Consider the following 17322-nt stretch of genomic DNA (forward strand, 5'->3'; position numbering starts at 1 on the left):
CGATTCGCTAAGATAGCGGGCTCGTCTCACCCCGCACGAAACCGCACGCGGTCGCGCCACGCCCATCACCGGCGACGCGGTTGCCTCGCGATTCTTCCTTCCGTTTTTATCAAGGGATTCAAGCAATGGCTTACGAAGCAGCTTCAGCACGCTATTCGGACATGCAATACCGCGTTTGCGGCAAGTCGGGTCTCAAACTGCCGGCGCTTTCGCTGGGCCTGTGGCATAACTTCGGCGACACCACGCCTTTGTCCACGCAACGCGAAATCCTGCGCACCGCCTTCGATCTTGGCATCACGCACTTCGATCTGGCCAACAACTACGGTCCTCCCTACGGCAGCGCCGAAACGAATTTCGGCCGTCTTTTCAAGGACGACTTCAAGCCGTACCGCGACGAACTGCTGATCTCGTCGAAGGCAGGCTGGGACATGTGGCCCGGCCCTTACGGCCAGGGCGGCGGCTCGCGTAAATACATACTCGCGAGTCTCGATCAGAGCTTGCAGCGCATGGGCCTCGACTACGTGGATATCTTCTATTCGCACCGTTTCGACGCCGACACGCCGCTCGAAGAAACCGCCGGCGCGCTGGCGAGCGCGGTGCAGCAGGGCAAGGCGCTGTACATCGGCATTTCGTCGTACTCGGCAGCCAAGACGCGCGAGATGGCGAAGCTGCTCGCCGAAAACAAGGTGCCGTTGCTGATCCATCAGCCGGCTTACAACATGCTCAACCGCTGGGTGGAGCATGAACTGCTCGACACGCTGGACGATCTCGGCACGGGCAGCATCGCTTTCACGCCGTTGGCGCAGGGCCTGTTGACGGGCAAGTACCTGAACGGCGTGCCGCAGGATGCACGCGTGAACAAGCCGGGCGGCGGCTCGCTGAAACAGGATCACCTGAGCGCGCAGAACATCGAGCAGGTGCGCAAGCTCAATGACATCGCCCAGCGGCGCGGTCAGAGCCTCGCGCAAATGGCGCTGGCATGGACGCTGCGTGGCGGTCGCGTCACGTCGGCGCTGATCGGCGCGAGCAAGGCCGAGCAGGTGCGTGAAAACGTCGGCGCGTTGAAGAACCTTGAGTTCTCCACCGAGGAACTGGCGGAGATCGACCGCTATGCAACCGAAGGTGGCGTCAACCTGTGGGAAAAGCCGTCCACGGATCAGGCTATCTAAGGTTGCTGCTCGGTCTGGCGAGGCATGCGTTCGCCGGATCGACGGGTCGTCACGTTGTCAGGAAAGAAAGCCGCCGAAAAGGCGGCTTTTTTTATGCGCAGCCGCCTCGCCTGACACGTTACGTGTCAGGCGTACCGTTCTTCCCGCTGTCATACAGCACTGCTAAGGTCGCGGCGATCTCGTCTCGACGGAGGGAAGATGGACTCACGTGCGGCCGCCCAGGCCGGACCGGCAGTGTCAGCGGCAGGAAAGGTGCGACGCACGCCGCGACGCGCGGCGATGGACGTGCGCGCCAATCTCACGCTGCTCGCCATCGTCACGCTGGCGACGGCGTTGCAGCTTTTCGGCTTGCCTGTCCTGCTGCGCGAATGGGGCCTGCCCGCGTTGCTGCTGATTGTGCCGCTCGTGGTGTTGACGCCCACGCACTGGGGCTTGATTCACGAGGCGATTCACGGACAGCTATTTGCCGAACGTCATCTGAACGAAGGCGTGGCGCGTGCGCTGGCGATTTCCTTCGCGCTGCCGTTCGACGCCGTTCGTTTCGGACACCTGATGCATCATCGTTTCACCCGCGAGCCGTTTGACCGGCCCGATGTGGTCGACGCCAGCCGGCCGCTCTGGCAAGCGTGGTTCGCCCATTACGGACGTCTGCTCGGCGGTCTCTATGCGGGCGAACTGGTGTTGCCGCTGCTCGCGTTTATGCCGGCCCGGGTCGCGCGTTCTTTGGTCGCTCGCGCCATCGCAGTGGAAGGGCCGGCCGGTGCCGACGTGCAGCGTCTCTTTGCCAATTTCGCGGCCGATCCGGCGCGGCGCACGCGGATTCGCCGTGACTGGCTGTTCACCCTCGCGCTGTTCGCGCTGGCCTTCTACCTGTATAGGACATGGTGGCCGGTGCTGGCGGTGACGATGTATTTACGGGGCGTGTGGCTGTCGACGGCGGACAACCTGCCGCACCATGGCGTGTCGCTCGACGAGCCGGGCCGCTCGCGCAATTTTCGCGTCGCGAGAATTTGGCAAGGTGTGCTGATGAATCATCATCTGCATCGATTGCATCATCAGCATCCCACTTTGCCGTGGACCGCGCTGAGCGCGCTTGAGTCTGAAACGTGCAGCGACCCGGGCGGATCGATCGAACCCGCCTATTTTCGCAGCGCGCTGCGCCAGTTCAGAGGTCCAGGGGCAATCGACGCAGCTACGGAGCATTGACTCGCGCCGTGCCGGCGAGCGCCGCCGAGCGGCTAAACCAGCGCGGGCAATCCCTCGACCAGCAGGAACGCGACGCCCACACCCATCAGCGCGCCGACGAGGCGAAACAGGTTGTGTCTGAACTCGGTCTTGCAGGGTAGAGCGCCGACGAATAGCGCGCCGGCAAGCGCCATCGGAATGATCAGGATGAAATCCGCGATCGTGAAGTAGGTCGTCATGCTCGTCTCCTTATGATGTCCTCGCGGGCCGGCACGGTATTTTTTAGCGTGATGCGGCTGACTCGCTTGATTTGAGTATAGGCGACGCGTGAGACGGCGTTAGACCCGTTTGCGGCATCGCAGCGACGCTTCGCCGCGCGTGAAAGCCTTGCGGGACGTGGCCGGGCGGGTTCATGTGAGGCGCCAATGCTGCGCCCGGTTATGTAGTAGATGTTTACATTGGCCTTTCTTTGCACGGATGGTTCGACGTTTTCCGCGCGGCCCATCCGCCACGCGACGCCCCTGTATGTTTTCGAACATCCGCGCCGCAGGGTTTATGATGACCCCATCGGCATGCGGTACAGTAGGGCCATCGGCTCATTTTTGCCGGTCCACCACCGCGAGCCACGCGGAGACAATCAGGTGCGTACGCAACGTCTGGCGAAGCGGCGCTTTTATCATCACATCGACCGGCACGATCGTCATATAGCCGGCAATGGGAGAACGGGGAAATATCATGCAAGTCGGTTCTATCGTCCGATCCGTGCATATCGCCGTGCCTCAGGGCGCGCGCGGAATTGTCATGCGCATTCTTGGCGACATGGCGATGGTAGCGTGGTATGCCGGCGAACCCGGCACGTCGCTGCAACTCAACACGGAACCTTTCTTCCTGGAAGACCTGATCGACACAGGCGAACTCGTCCGCCCGGCCAGCGCACAGATGCACTGAACGCGGCGCGTGTGCGTGCGTCGTGCTGCAACGCTCGTCTTTGACGGCGGCGCGGCGCACAATGCGGGCATGAACAACGAAACCCATGATTCGCAGGACGGCGTCCCCGGCGCCGTGCCTTTTACCCGGCTCACGCCGGAGTGTGTGCTCGACGCCATCGATAGCGTGCTGAGCACAGTCGGCGTGCGCACCGATGGGCGCATGCTGCCGCTCAACAGCTACGAAAACCGCGTCTATCAGATCGGCGTGGAGGACGGTCCGCCCGTCGTCGCGAAGTTCTATCGTCCCGAGCGCTGGACGGACGAGGCGATTCTCGAAGAGCATGCGTTTGTCGCCGAACTCGCCGCACGCGAGATTCCGGCGGTGCCGGCGCGCGTCTTTGAAGGCCGCACGCTGCATACGTTCGACGGCTTCCGCTTCTCGATCTTCGAGCGGCGCGGTGGCCGCGCTCCCGATCTCGACCGGCCCGATACGCTCGAGTGGCTCGGCCGTTTCATCGGTCGCATCCATGCTGTGGGCCAGACGCAGAGCTACACGGCGCGTCCCACGCTCGACATCCAGACCTTTGGCTATGAGCCGCGCGATTTCCTGCTGTCGCACAACTTCGTGCCGGACAACGCGCGCACCGCTTGGGAAACCGTGGTGAACCTCGCATTGCAAGGCGTCGAACAGGCTTTCGAGCGAGCCGGCGATATCCGCGCCTTGCGAATGCACGGCGACTGTCATCCGAGCAACGTGCTGTGGACCGATGCCGGCCCGCATTTTGTCGATTTCGACGACAGCCGCATGGGACCGGCGGTCCAGGACCTGTGGCTGCTGCTGCCGGGAGAACGCGCCGAGGCGTCGCGCGCGCTCACCGATCTGCTGGCGGGCTACGAGGACTTTTGCGAGTTCGAGCCGCGTGAACTGCATCTGGTCGAAGCCTTGCGCACGCTGCGTCTTATCCATTACCAGGCATGGCTCGCGCGACGCTGGGACGATCCGGCTTTCCCCGCCGCGTTTCCGTGGTTCAACACGCAGCGTTATTGGGAAGACCGCATCCTCGAAATGCGCGAGCAGCTCGGCGCCATGCAGGAAGGGCCGCTCTGGCCGGTTTAGTTTGACGCAGCCTTACTGCCGTGGTGCTTTCGCGCCCGGATCCGCGCTCAGATCAAGGCGCGAACGGCGAGAGCGAGGCGGACGGCGTAGACGGTGAAAACGCCGCCATGTGCGACGACTCGACCAGCGTCGATTTGACGATCACCTCGGCTCGCACGTCGCGCCCGACCCTCTCGATGGTGGGGCGCATGCGCGCAAATTCATCGGGCGTGCAGACTTCGCTATCGAAATGCGTGGTGCCGTCGCGCGTCATCGTCACGACGTTGGTGAGTGGATCGAAGCTGTACTGCGAGTGAAAATCGATAAAGCGATCCTGCGCCTGCGTGGCCTCAGGCATATCGAGCACGCGGAAATTGGCCGGCAGCGAGATGCGCGCGTGCTCGTGCAACTCGAGGTTGCGGCACACGAACGGCTGGGTGCGCTGACGCTCGCCTAGCCAGTACTGCGTATCCGCGCTGAAGCCGCCGGCGAAACTCGTCAGCGCGGGGATGGATGCCGCGGTACCTGGCACCACCAGGCTTTCGAGGGTGCCTTTCATGGTGATGGTCAAGGGACCGTCGGTGGCGTTGAGGTCGCTGGTGGCGAGCGTGGCCGTGCCGTTCAGATTGGCGCTACGCAATTCGGCCTGAATCGAATCTTCGCGCTGCGCCGGGGTCTGCATGCGCAGCATTTCGCGGCCCTGTTCGGCGGCCCAGCCGGATGCCTGCACCTGGTAGACGAAGCTCGCGGAACCGTCGGGCGCGACCGTAATCGAGAGGTCCGAACGATGCGCCATCGCGGCGGTGGCCGGCGTTTGCGCCAGCTTGCCGTCGGCCACGAGGACCACGGGCCGGTCCATGTCGGTGGAGGGTAGAAAGCCGAATTCGACGTTCGACGCGGTGGAGTCGGCGTACATCTGCAGATCGGGCAGCCAGGTGATGACGTGGTTGATGACGCCGTAGCCGGGCACGCTCGGCAGCGTATAGACCGTGCCGTTGCTGATCAGGGCCGGCTCGTTGCGGATGCCCACGGCGTCGAGCAGCGCGCCGTACAGCGCGACGTGATCCTTGCAGTCGCCGTAGCGGTCGGCGAGAACCGCGCTCGCCGGATGCGGCACCACCGCGCCGCGCCCCACGTTGATGGCCACGTAACGCACATTGCGCCGGACCCAGTCGTAGAGCGCCTTGGCTTTCGCGCGCGGCGTGACTTCGCGCGCCGTGACCGACTGCGCGAGACGGACCAGCGCGGCGTCACGCGCGCTCGGGTCGACGGACGACGCGCGATAGGTCGCCGCGAATGCGCCATAGTCGGCGAAAGTGGACACCATCAGCCGGTCGCCGTAGGACACATACGCCACCGAGCCATGTTCGAGGCGGCCGAAATGCGCGCGGTCGTAGCGGAATTCGTAACGCGTGCGGCCGTCGTGCGTGACCGGCGGCTCGGCCGTGAAGCCGCGAGCGTCGGCGTAGAGCGGCTTGTCGGCGGGAAGGTCGTAGATCAGGTGGAAATTGTGCGTAGGGGCGAGATCAGGCGGCGTGAAATCGCTGAATTCGCCCGTCACGATGGGTGTCTTCTGCGTCTTGCGATACGTCAGATGGACGCGTGAACCCGGCTCGACCGCTGGGAAAACGATCACTTTTTCCTGAATGTCCTGGAACATCGGGGCGTTGAAAGAACGGGCCTCCTGGACGTCGCGGATGCCATCGGGCTGGACATCATGGCGCACACCGTCCGTGCTGGTCGTATAGGCTTCGATGATCTGCACCTCCGCCATGTTGCGGTTGAACCAGATGTACTGCTGGGCCGCGCGCGCCACGCCCGCCTCGTTGTTCACATGGAGCGTCATGCTGTCGAGCTTGCTGAACGAACCGTCCTCGTTGACCGTGTAGGTCTGGGTTTCACCCTCGTTCGTGTAGGGATCTTCGGGGCTGCCCGCGACGCTTGCACTGGCGACGCAGGCACTCAGGAGCCAGCTGACAATCGCAAGAAAGGCCAACAGGAACAGGCGCATGAGGGGCTCAGGTGTCCGAACGGATACATTGGAGGGTGGCACCGCTCAGGGTCGGTTCACAGAAGCCGCTTGTCAAGCGGGCGGCGCTCATATCGCATGTACGGGTTTATACGCGGGCGCCGCCTGGCGAAGTGATTCGGGCGACCTCTGCGCGCGCAATTCCGGGTATTTCTTGACGGGCGCGCCACGCAAAAGGCCGTGCCATGGATAGGCGGGAGATTGATCAGTCAGCCGAAGGGCCAAAGTTAGAGAGGATGACGAACTATGAGAAGTTGACGGAACAAGCGGAAAAGCGGCGCAAGCCGCGGTTCGTCGCTACCAGAGAACCGCAGCTCGCCGTGTTTGAACCGCGCAATTACACGCTACAGACGGCGCCGCCGCTCGCGGCAATTTCCCGCGCCGCCTTCGCGCCTTCGACCTTCAGCAAGGTGGGCAGCGAAACGCCATTCTTCGCCGCCGTCACTTCCGCGAGAATCGACACGGCGATCTCCGGCGGCGTCCTGCTGCCGATGTAGATGCCCACCGGTCCGTGCAGCCGCGCCAGTTCGGTATCGTTGAGGTCGAACTCCTTGAGCCGTTCGCGGCGCGCGGCATTGTTGCGCCGCGAGCCCAGCGCGCCGACGTAGAAGGCGGGCGTTTTCAGCGCCTCCATCAAGGCGAGGTCGTCGAGCTTCGGATCGTGCGTCAGGGCAATCACGGCGCAGCGCTCGTCGAGCTTCATGTCGAGCACGGTGTCGTCGGGCATCGTGCGGACGATTTTCGTACCGGGGATGTCCCACTCGTCGGTGTACTCCTCGCGCGGATCGCAAACGGTCACCTGGTAGTCGAGTCCCACGGCGATATGGCAGAGATAGCGCGACAGCTGCCCCGCGCCGATCACCAGCATCCGGTAGCGCGGTCCGTGGATGGTCAGCAGGCGTTCTTCATCGAAGTCGACGCCGTCGGTGGCGAGTGCCGGGCCGAGTTGCACCGCGCCCGTCGCCATATCGACCCGGCGCGCAATCAGCCGGCCGTCTTCTACTGCCTCGCACAGTTCTGCGATGCCGCTCGCCTTGTTCAGCGGTTCGAGCACGAGCTGGATCGTGCCGCCGCAAGGCAGCCCAAAACGATGCGCCTCTTCCGCCGTGATGCCGTACTTGACCGCCTCGGGCACGCTTTGCTCGATACCGCGTTGCCGCACCCGTTCGATCAGGTCGTCTTCGATGCAGCCGCCCGAGACCGATCCCACCACCAGGCCGTCGTCGCGCACCGCCAGCATGGCGCCTTCCGGACGCGGCGACGAACCCCACGTCTTGACCACCGTGACGAGTAGCGCGCGATGTCCCAGTTCGAGCCAGCGTGCGCTGGACTTCAGGACTTCGAGATCCACGCTGTCCATGACTTCTTCCTTTTCGTTTGAGCGTCGCCGGATGCGGGAGCTGCCGGCGCCTGAGCGCCGTCCTCGCCACTCACCTGGGCGATGAAGCGCCTGAAAAATTCGCCGGTCAACCGGCTTGCCGCGCCGTCGACAAATCGCGAGCCGATTTGCGCCAGCCTGCCGCCCATCTGGACGCTCGCCGTATAGGTCAGCTTCGTGGTCCCGGCGCCGCCGGGTTCCAGCGTGACGTGGGCATTGCCCGAACCGAAGCCGGCCACGCCGCCCTGGCCTTCGAAGACGATGGTGTAGGTGCGTGGCGCGTCGATATCGGTGAGCAGCATACGTCCTTTGAAGCGCGCCTTGACCGGACCGACCGACGCCGCCATCGACAGCGCAAAGGCGTTCGCGCCCTCCGCCTCGATGCGTTCGCAGCCGGGGATCGACGCGCCGAGGATGGCGGTGTCGTTCAGCGCCTCCCATGCGCGCTGCTGCGAGACGGGTAGCGTATAGCTTTCGGTCAATTCCATCGCGCGGCTTCTCCGGTTGAGCCTGCCGCATGGACGGCGGCGCAGCGGACAGGCGCCCGCTGCGCCGGATCGCGTCCAGATGCGGCCCGGCTTCTGAGATTATGAACCGGGCAGCGCGTATCGATATAGGGAAGGATCGCCCGCGCGCGGCGAGCCTTCACGACCTCAATGATCCTGCGTCCCAAGTCCCAGCTTCGAATGGCGGCGCGAGTATGCAAAATAGATCGCCATGCCGATCACCAGCCAGATCACGAACGCGATCCACGTGACCCGCTGCAGGTTGATCATCAGGAACAGGCACGAGGCCACCGCCAGCACCGGCACCACCGGCACGCCGGGGCAGCGGAACGCGCGCGGCAGTTCCGGATGCGTCTTGCGCAGGATCAGCACGGCAATCGACACCATCGAAAACGCCGCCAGCGTGCCGATATTGATCAGCTCGGCGAGCACGTTGAGCGGCACCAGTGCACCGATCAGGCCGAAGAAAATACCGACCAGCCACGTGGTCAGGAACGGCGTCGCAAAGCGCGGATGCACCCGCGAGAGTGCGGCGGGCAGCAGACCGTCGCGCGACATGGCGAAGATCACGCGGGTCTGGCCGTAGGCCATCACCAGGATCACGGTCAGCATGCCGAGCACGGCGCCCAGATCGATAAAGCCGGCCACCCATTTCTCGCCCACCACCTGCAGCGCGTAAGACACCGGGTGCGAGATGCTGGCGAACTGCGCCGACGGGACGATGCCGGTCACCACCGCCGCCACCGCCACATACAGCACGGCGCACACGCCCAGCGAAGCGATGATGCCGATGGGCAGATCGCGCTTCGGATTCTTCACCTCTTCGGCCGCCGACGACACCGAATCGAAGCCGATAAACGCAAAGAACATCACCGCGGCCGCACCGAACACGCCGTGCCACCCGTTTGGCATGAACGGATGCCAGTTGGCCGGCGTAACGTGGAACACGCCGACGCCGATCACCAGCAGCACCACGGTCACCTTGATCGCCACCATGACGTTGTTGATGCGCGCGGACTCGCGGATGCCGACCGAAAGCAGCGCGGTGATCGCCATCATCACGAGAAAGGCGGGCAGGTTGAACAAGGTCGCGTGACCGGGCAGCGCGCCGGGCGCGGCCGACAAGGCCACCGGCAGCGCGATGCCGAAGCCCGACAGCAGCGACTGCAGATAGCCCGACCAGCCCACCGACACGGCGGACGTGGCGAGCCCGTATTCGAGCATCAGGTCCCAGCCGATGACCCACGCGGCCAGTTCGCCGAGCGTGGCGTAGGAGTACGTATAGATCGATCCGGCGACCGGAATGGTGGAGGCGAACTCGGCATAGGCGAGCGCCGCGAAACCGCAGGCAATCGCCGCGATGATGAACGACAGCATCAGCGCCGGGCCGGCCTGCACGGCGCCGGTGCCGGTCAGCACAAAAATGCCGGTACCGATGATGGCGCCGACACCGAGGAAAGTGAGGTCGAGCGCGCCGAGGGTTTTCTTCAGGCCGCCGCTTTGGCTGCTGGCGGCGAGCATGTGTTCGACGCTTTTGGTGCGAAACAGGGACATTGGCGTGGATCTCCAGTAGTGCACGCATCTTGCGCGCCGAATGTCGGGGAAACCCACTATTTTAGCGGATGCGGCAAGCCTTACCTGTCCCGTATAGCCAGCGTGGGCGCGGGTCGGCAGGCAAATGCTGCGGAGAATCGAATGTTTTTGACAGCGGCTTTGCTGAGCGCCGCCTCGCACGGCAAGCCTTTTTCGCGACAAGGTCGTAAGCGGGCGGGAATCGCTTAGATGCTGCTGAGACCTCAAATTCGCCGTGCCGCCACGCCGTCTGCCGGACCTATCCCGCCATCGCCGGATTCAGGTCCACGAGCCGGTTGCTCATCACGTAGAAGGTGAGTTCGGCGTTGTTGTGCAGCTTCATCTTTTCGAGCAGGCGCGTGCGGTACACGCTCACGGTCTTGACCGACAGCGACAGCGCATTGGCAATGTCTGTCAGCCGCTTGCCCGAGGCGATCATGCAGAGGGTTTGATACTCGCGGTCCGACAGCTTTTCGTGCGGCAACTGTTCGCCGTCGAACGACACGTAGTCGGCGAGCGCCTCGGCCATTGCCGGGCTGACGTACTTGCGGCCCGCGGCGACCTGCTGGATTGCGCCGATCATCTGCGCGGTATCGACCGTCTTCGACAGATAACCGGCCGCGCCGGCCTTCAGCGCCCGCACCGCGTACTGGTCCTCGCGATACATCGAGAACATCAGCACCGCCGCGCGCGGCGCCTTGCGCTTCAGACGCTTGAGCACTTCGACGCCGTTCATGTCGGGCAGCGCGATGTCGAGCAGAACCACGTCATAGGCATGTTTGGCGACGGCGGCGAGCGCGTTGGCGCCGGTTTCCGCCTCGGCCACTTCGATGGCGACGCCACGGTCGATCAACAGTTGCCGGACGCCCTGGCGCACCACGGCGTGGTCGTCGACGAGCAGGATGCGCAGAGTCATGACGGCGCGCTCACGAAGAGAAAGGCGCGGCGCCGGCCGCGCGGCGTTCGGCTGGCAGCGCGCCGGCCAGCATCGCGTCCCACGCGAAACGCGCCCGCACCGTGGTGCCGCGCGCGTCGGTGCGGCGCGCGCTGATGCGCAGGGTGCCGTCGAAGGCCGCGCAACGGGCGCGCATGCCGGCAAGGCCAAAATGGCCGCGTCGGTGACGGGCGCGGGGCGCGAGGCCGACGCCGTCGTCGCTGACGACGAGCGTCAGGTGGCGGCGGCTCGCTTCGATGCGCACATCGACGGCACCGGCGCGGGCGTGCTTGGCGGCATTGTTCAGGGCTTCCTGGGCGACCCGGAAGATCGCCAGGGCGGCGTCGGCCGGCAGACGCGTGAGCCGGACATCGGCGGCGCATACGAAGCTGGTGCGCAACTGCGTGCGGGCGGCGAAGTCGCCGGTCCACTGCGACAGCGCCTTGACGATGCCGGCTTCCAGAGCCGGCGCGTGCAACTCTGCGACCGCCTGATGCGTCGCCTTGCCGACGGCGCTCAGCGAGCGGCTCGCCACCTTGAGCGCGGCGGCGCATTGCGGCGGCGCGTCGGCGGGCAGCCAGGTTTCGACGCCGGCGAGCGCGAAGTGCGTCGCGGTCAGTTCGGCGCCGACGCTGTCGTGCAGTTCACGCGCCACCCGATGACACGCGGCTTCCTGCGCATGCACGAGTTCGGCGGACAGTTCGCGCACGCGGGCACGCAGACGCGCGATTTCGCGCCCGGCGGGACTGTCTTCGCGCGGGGGCTGAGTCTGCGGATGACGCGACGTGACGCCCTGCGCAGTGATCGGTACGACAATCGACGTATCCATGACTCTCCCGCTCAGAATGCTGCTGAAACAGCAAGCCGGGTGCGCATCGACAGCGCGAAGACAAGGGAACGCATGCGAATCTCTGACCTCATGAAGTGTCCGCGGTGCACGACGGCGCGACGGACAAATCGCTACGTTGTAGCGTAACGAAATTTACATTCAGTAACAAATGGGATGTAACCCTAGTGGGGCTTTTCAACAGCGGGCGACGCGTCGCGATGATATCTCAAAAAAAAGAAAGCCAGCAGCCGGCATAAGGCTGAGCGTGGTTTTTCGTCGCTGGAATTTGGTGCGCTTGACTTGTCATATGCATTTTGCATGTAGGAAAAATGCTGACAATCGAGGTGATGTCTCACGCCGCAATTGTAACCGCGCGACATGGTCAGAATTGCGACGGCGGTGCAGGGCGGCAATGCGCCCGGATGACCTGCGACGCGCGGCGTGAAGGGACTTCCCCACGCCATCGCTCGTCGGCCCAAGCCGCCCCGAAGCCCCCGCCGCAAAGCCGCCGCCGCAAAGCCGCCGCTCCAAAAAACAAAACCGGAGCACGAAGGCTCCGGTTCCGGGCAATGCTGCAACCGCAGGCGGCGAGGCAAGGTGCTGCTTTGATTTCGCTACAACTACAACATCAGCGCCACACCAGCGCCTTTTCCGGGCTTAGCCCACGAACGCCTTCTCGACCACGTAGTGACCCGGCGCATTGTTGCTGCCTTCCTGGAAGCCCGCGTCGTCCAGCAGCTTGCGCGTGTCGCGCAGCATGTGCGGGCTGCCGCACAGCATGACGCGGTCGTTTTCCAGCGAGAAGCCCGGCACGCCGAGGTCGGCGAACAGCTTTTCGGTTTCGATCAGTTCGGTGATCCGGCCGCGATTCTGGAACGGCTCGCGCGTGACGGTGGGGTAATACAGCAGCTTTTCCTGCACCAGTTCGCCGAGGTGTTCGTGCGCCGGCAGGTGGTCGGTGATGTATTCCTTGTACGCCAGTTCGTCGACGAAACGGCAGGTGTGCGTGAGCACCACGCGCTCGTAGCGGTCGTAGATGTCCGGATCTTTGATGATGGACATGAACGGCGCGAGGCCCGTGCCGGTGGACAGCAGCCACAGCGTCTTGCCCGGCAGCAGGTTGTCCGCCATCAGCGTGCCGACCGGCTTCTTGCCGATCAGAACTTCGTCGCCGACCTTCAGATGCTGCAGGCGCGACGTGAGCGGGCCGTCCTGCACCTTGATGCTGAGGAATTCGAGATGCTCTTCGTAGTTGGCGCTCGCGAGGCTATAGGCGCGGATCAGCGGCTTGCCGTCGACTTCGAGGCCCACCATGGTGAACTGGCCGTTTTCGAAGCGAAACGACGGGTCGCGCGTGCAGGTGAAGCTGAACAGCGTATCGGTCCAGTGATGGACGCTCAGGACGGTTTGTGTATTCAGGTTGCTCATGGCTTCTTGGATGGTGCAAAAACAAAGACGGCCAGACGAATAGCCGGCCGGCACGGCCAGGGCGACGCTGCGCTAACCCGCTGCTAACCCCATTGTTGACCGACTGCTAAAGGAAAATGATGCGCAATCCGCTATTTTACCGCGCTCGCCGTCCGCGGGTGGCGGCACGGTTTTGAGGCGGCTCAAGCGGTTGCCGGACTTGCGGCTTCGGCGTCGTAACTGCACGCAGCGGAGCACGTCGGCGAGGTACGGCCGGGGTTCGGCAGCGGTACGGCGAGGGGCGAAATTCGCGTGGTGCGGTTCGCCGTCCGGTGACCGGATCGCGTGCCGGTAGGCGCGCGTCCTGACGACAAGTTTTCGGGATGATACAGAAAGCCGTCGCGCAGTGCAGCATTGACCCTGCTGACGGGACTGGAAAACCGGCCAAAATGAGGCAAAAACACGACGAAAACGGGCCGAAGCCGGGCAAAACGGGCGAAAGACCGCCGAACAACCTGTTCGCCCCTGCAGCCCGCTTTTGCCGACGATCGGGACCGTCAGGCCGCCACGGCCGTGCTCTTCTTGCGGCCACGCTGCTTCAGCACGCGCGCCTGCATGACGATCACCAGCAACAGGAACACGCCGCGAATCACCGATTGCCAGTAGGCCGACAGGCTGATGAAGCCGAGGCCGTTTTCGAAGTTAAGCAGATTGAAGACGAGACCGAGCAGCAGCACGCCGGCAATCGTCATGGCAATCGAGCCCTCGCCGCCGGTCAGCAGCGTGCCGCCCAGCACCACGGCGGAGATCGCGAACAGTTCCCAGCCGACGCCTTCGTTGGGCTGGCCCGCGCCGAATTGCGCCGCGAGGATCACGCCCGCCATGCCGGCCAGCAGCCCGCTTACCGCGTAAGCCATGACCAGGGTGCGATCCACGTTCAGACCCATCAGGCGCGCCGCTTCCTCGCTGCCGCCAATCGCCAGCGAATGCCGTCCGAAGCGCGTGCTGCGCAGCGCGAGCCAGCCGGCCACGGCCGCCACCACCGCGACAATGCCCGGAATCGGCAGGCCGAACAGGTCGCCCTGGCCGAAGGCGCCGAAGTTCGAATCCGCCGCAATCGAGACCGCGTCGTTTTTGCCGAGCAGCAGACCGATGCCGTGGGCGCCGAGACTCGTGGCGAGCGTCGTGATGAACGGCAGGATCTTCAGGCGGGTGATGATGATGCCGTTCAGCACGCCCACGACCAGCCCCGCCGCGCAGCCGGCCAGCACGGCGACCCAGCCGCCATAGGTGCTGGTGAGCGCGGCCACGACGCTGGACATGGCCGCCACCGTGCCCACCGAAAGGTCGATGCCGCCCGTGATGATCACGAACGCCATGCCGACCGAAATCAGCGCGAACATCGAGTTGTAGCGCCAGAACGAATTGATGTTGTAGGCCGAGCCGAAGTGGTCGTAGCGCACGAGTCCGAGCACCACGAGCGCGACGAGCGCGAGCAGGATGGGGAGATTCTTTTTCATCGCATCGGGTCCGAAGTCTTGGGAAACGCGCTCGGCGGGATCATGGCGCCGTTAGCGCGAGCGCCGTTGCACATACACAGCCGCGATGATGATGCCGGCCTTGACGACCAGCGCGGCCGCGTCGGGAATGCCGTGCGCAAGCAGCGTGAAGCGCAGCAACTGGATGATCAGCGCGCCGATCAGCGTGCCGCCGATATACGCCTTGCCGCCCGTCAGCGCGGTGCCGCCGACCGCCACGGCGGCGATCGCATCGAGTTCGATGCCAAGCCCGACCACGTTCGCATCCGAAGACGAATTCACCGAGATCGAGATCAGTCCGGCGAGACCCGCGAGCGCCGCGCAGATCGTGTATGCGATCAGCTTGACGCGCGTCGTCGGCACGCCGCACAGGTAGGCGGCTTTTTCGTTGCCGCCGGTGATCAGCAGGTATTGGCCGAACAGCGTCTTGCGCACCACCCACACGAACAGTGCCACCAGCGCGAACATCAGCAGCACCTGGAACGGCACGCCGCCCACCTTGCCGAGCGCGATCCATTGGAAGGCGGGGTTGTCGAAGGCTTGCAGGCTGCCGTCGGTGACCACCTGGGCAATGCCACGGCCGGCAATGAACAGCACCAGGGTGGCGACAATCGGCTGCACCGAGAGCTTCGTCACCAGCAAGCCGTTGAAGACGCCGCAGGCCGCCGCCGCGATCACGGGCAGCACGAACGCCAGCGCAATGCCGCCGGGACCGGGAATGTTCATGAACAGCATCGGCGCCAGCGCGCCGGAAATCGCCATCGACGCGCCCACCGACAGATCGATGCCGCCCGTCGCGACCACCAGCGTCATGCCGATGCCGACGATCACGATCGTCACCACCTGGGTCAGGTTGACGTTGAAGGTTTGCAGCGACCAGAAGTGCTGGGTGAACAGCAGATTGAATACCAGCATCGCCAGCAGCACGATGACTTCGCGCTGGATCGTGAGGCGATGGCGCTTTTTCGCGCGCTGCTCCGCTGCGGGATCCGGGGCGGCCAGTTGCGCCGCCTCGTTGCCTAATGATTTGAGCGACTTAAGCGCCATGACGGTCGCCCTCCAGCGCGTCTTCGATGTGGGCCGTGTGAGCGGCTTCGGCGATTGGCGAAGCGCCATCGCTGCCGTAGGCGATGGCGTCCATGATGCTGCTTTCGCTCATTTGCGCGCCATTCAGTTCGGCGACGGTGCGCCCGTCGCGGATTACCACGGCGCGATCCGCCACGGCGGTGAGTTCTTCCAGTTCCGACGCCGACAGCAGCACCGCCAGTCCGGCGTCGCGCAGTTCGCGCACGATCTTCGCGACGTCCGCCTTGGCGCCGACGTCGATGCCGCGGGTGGGCTCGTCGAGCAGCAGCAAAGACGGTTCGGCCGCGAGCCAGCGGGCGAGCAGCACCTTCTGCTGATTGCCGCCCGACAGTTCGCGGATCGGTTGATCCGCCGAGCGCAGCTTGATGCCGAGCGAGGCGATGAAGCGGTCGACGATGACCTGCTGCTTTTTCACGTCCACGATGCCGTGTTTGGCAAGCGTGCGCAGACACACCAGCGTGAGGTTGTCGCGCACCGACAGTTCGGGGACGATGCCGTCGCCCTTGCGGTCTTCGGTGAGATAGGCGAGGCCGCGCGCGATCGCATCCTGCGGCGACTTCAGCGCGATGCTTGCGCCGCCGATGGACAGCGTGCCGTGCTCGAGCGGATCGGCGCCGAACATCAGCCGCATCGTCTCCGTGCGGCCCGAACCGAGCAGACCGGCGAGGCCCACGGCTTCGCCCGCATGAACTTCGAGCGAGACGTCGCTTACCTTCGGATGGGCGCTCAGGTTGTGCGCCGCCATCACCTGTGCGCCGCGGCGGGCCAGATTGGCTTCGCGTGCAGTGGCGTCGTCCTGCACGACGGCGGCGAGCGAACGGCCGAGCATGGTCGTGACGAGTTGCAGTTTGTCCATTTCGGCCATGGTGCTTTGGGCGACGGTCTGGCCGTCGCGCATCACCGTGACGCGATCGCACAGCGCGTAAAGTTCGTCGAGCCGGTGCGAGACGAAGATCACCGCGCGGCCGTCGTCACGCAGTTTGCGCACCACGGTGAACAGCAATTCCACTTCGCGTTCGTCGAGCGACGAAGTGGACTCGTCCATGATGACCATCTTCGCATCCGACGACACCGCGCGCGCCAGCGCCACCATCTGCTGGATGGCGGTCGAATAGCTGCGCACGGGTTTCTTCACGTCGATCTGCAGGCCGAACGATTCCAGCAGCGCGGCCGCGCGTTGCTGCACCGCGCGCCAGTCGATCAGACCGTAGCGGCGCGGTTCGCGGCCAAGAAAAATGTTCTCCGCCACCGAGCGGAACGGCACCAGATTGATCTCCTGATAGATCGTGCTGATGCCCGCTTCGCGTGCTTCCTTCGGCGTGCGGAAATCGATCTCGCGGCCTTCGAAACGCACCGTCCCGCCGCCGCGCCGATACGCGCCGGTGAGAATCTTGATCATGGTGGATTTGCCGGCGCCGTTCTGGCCGATCAGCGCATGCACTTCGCCCGCGGCGACGCTCAGATTGGCGTTGCGCAAGGCGGGCACGCCGCCGAAACTGATCTGGATGTCCTGCATCTCCAAGAGCGGCGAACGCCCGGCGCTGGGAGACGGCGGCGTGGGGCTGCCGGATTGCGTCACGTCAATTCTCCTGCTGCAGAGGCTTGGCATCGGGGCGGCGGCGCGGCCCGCGCCATCTACCCATAGTAGTCCGTAAGACAAAGCG

Annotated in this window: 15 protein-coding genes; 4 read left to right on the forward strand and 11 right to left on the reverse strand. The window is 64.5% G+C overall.

Features of this window, described 5'->3' with window-relative positions; all coding sequences use genetic code 11:
• The first annotated feature begins 125 nt into the window (after window positions 1-125).
• Window positions 126-1169, forward strand: a complete 1044-nt coding sequence (gene mgrA / locus FQ755_RS13365; protein WP_144154876.1) for an L-glyceraldehyde 3-phosphate reductase — start codon at window positions 126-128, stop codon at window positions 1167-1169.
• 198 nt (window positions 1170-1367) lie between these two features.
• Entirely contained in the window at window positions 1368-2375 is a 1008-nt protein-coding gene (locus tag FQ755_RS13370; RefSeq protein ID WP_144154878.1) for a fatty acid desaturase, read from the forward strand.
• Window positions 2376-2407: 32 nt separating this feature from the next.
• Here FQ755_RS13370 and FQ755_RS13375 read toward each other — a convergent pair whose 3' ends face one another.
• The gene (locus tag FQ755_RS13375) at window positions 2408-2593 is read right to left on the reverse strand and encodes a hypothetical protein (protein WP_144154880.1); all 186 of its coding nucleotides are present in this window, start codon (window positions 2591-2593) and stop codon (window positions 2408-2410) included.
• 496 nt (window positions 2594-3089) lie between these two features.
• Between FQ755_RS13375 and FQ755_RS13380 the strand changes: the two genes are divergently transcribed.
• Together FQ755_RS13380 and FQ755_RS13385 are read left to right on the forward strand one after the other, a co-directional pair.
• Window positions 3090-3302 carry a hypothetical protein gene (locus FQ755_RS13380; protein WP_074263085.1) on the forward strand — a complete coding sequence of 71 codons (213 nt, stop codon included), beginning with the start codon at window positions 3090-3092 and terminating at the stop codon, window positions 3300-3302.
• Between the two features lie 69 nt (window positions 3303-3371).
• Window positions 3372-4400 (forward strand): serine/threonine protein kinase, encoded by a 1029-nt coding sequence (locus tag FQ755_RS13385; protein ID WP_144154882.1) that lies wholly within the window; start codon window positions 3372-3374, stop codon window positions 4398-4400.
• A 52-nt stretch (window positions 4401-4452) separates the two neighbouring features.
• Here the strand turns inward: FQ755_RS13385 and FQ755_RS13390 are convergent, their stop codons facing one another.
• The 10 genes from FQ755_RS13390 to FQ755_RS13435 form a co-directional block, all read right to left on the reverse strand.
• Entirely contained in the window at window positions 4453-6390 is a 1938-nt protein-coding gene (locus FQ755_RS13390) for a DUF3857 domain-containing transglutaminase family protein (protein WP_144154884.1), read from the reverse strand.
• Between the two features lie 355 nt (window positions 6391-6745).
• On the reverse strand, window positions 6746-7768 hold the full coding sequence (locus FQ755_RS13395) for an XdhC family protein (protein ID WP_144154886.1): 1023 nt from the start codon (window positions 7766-7768) through the stop codon (window positions 6746-6748).
• Entirely contained in the window at window positions 7741-8274 is a 534-nt protein-coding gene (locus FQ755_RS13400; RefSeq protein WP_144154888.1) for a CoxG family protein, read from the reverse strand. The genes FQ755_RS13395 and FQ755_RS13400 overlap by 28 nt, the downstream gene beginning before the upstream one ends.
• A gap of 165 nt (window positions 8275-8439) precedes the next feature.
• Window positions 8440-9846, reverse strand: a complete 1407-nt coding sequence (locus FQ755_RS13405) for an amino acid permease (protein WP_144154890.1) — start codon at window positions 9844-9846, stop codon at window positions 8440-8442.
• Between the two features lie 277 nt (window positions 9847-10123).
• A complete protein-coding gene (gene rqpR / locus FQ755_RS13410) occupies window positions 10124-10780 on the reverse strand; it encodes a response regulator transcription factor RqpR (RefSeq protein ID WP_144154892.1) in 657 nt (218 codons plus the stop codon).
• A gap of 10 nt (window positions 10781-10790) precedes the next feature.
• Window positions 10791-11627 (reverse strand): sensor histidine kinase, encoded by an 837-nt coding sequence (locus tag FQ755_RS13415; protein ID WP_144154893.1) that lies wholly within the window; start codon window positions 11625-11627, stop codon window positions 10791-10793.
• Window positions 11628-12284: 657 nt separating this feature from the next.
• A complete protein-coding gene (locus FQ755_RS13420) occupies window positions 12285-13055 on the reverse strand; it encodes a ferredoxin--NADP reductase (protein WP_144154895.1) in 771 nt (256 codons plus the stop codon).
• A 536-nt stretch (window positions 13056-13591) separates the two neighbouring features.
• The gene (locus tag FQ755_RS13425) at window positions 13592-14554 is read right to left on the reverse strand and encodes an ABC transporter permease (protein WP_144154897.1); all 963 of its coding nucleotides are present in this window, start codon (window positions 14552-14554) and stop codon (window positions 13592-13594) included.
• A gap of 51 nt (window positions 14555-14605) precedes the next feature.
• Entirely contained in the window at window positions 14606-15619 is a 1014-nt protein-coding gene (locus tag FQ755_RS13430; protein ID WP_144154899.1) for an ABC transporter permease, read from the reverse strand.
• Window positions 15609-17237, reverse strand: coding sequence for a sugar ABC transporter ATP-binding protein (locus FQ755_RS13435; protein ID WP_144154901.1), 1629 nt, complete (start codon window positions 17235-17237; stop codon window positions 15609-15611). The genes FQ755_RS13430 and FQ755_RS13435 overlap by 11 nt, the downstream gene beginning before the upstream one ends.
• Window positions 17238-17322: the final 85 nt, after the last annotated feature.

It is taken from the genome of Paraburkholderia sp. BCC1885, assembly GCF_900996235.1.
In the GTDB taxonomy this organism is placed as follows: Bacteria; Pseudomonadota; Gammaproteobacteria; order Burkholderiales; family Burkholderiaceae; genus Paraburkholderia.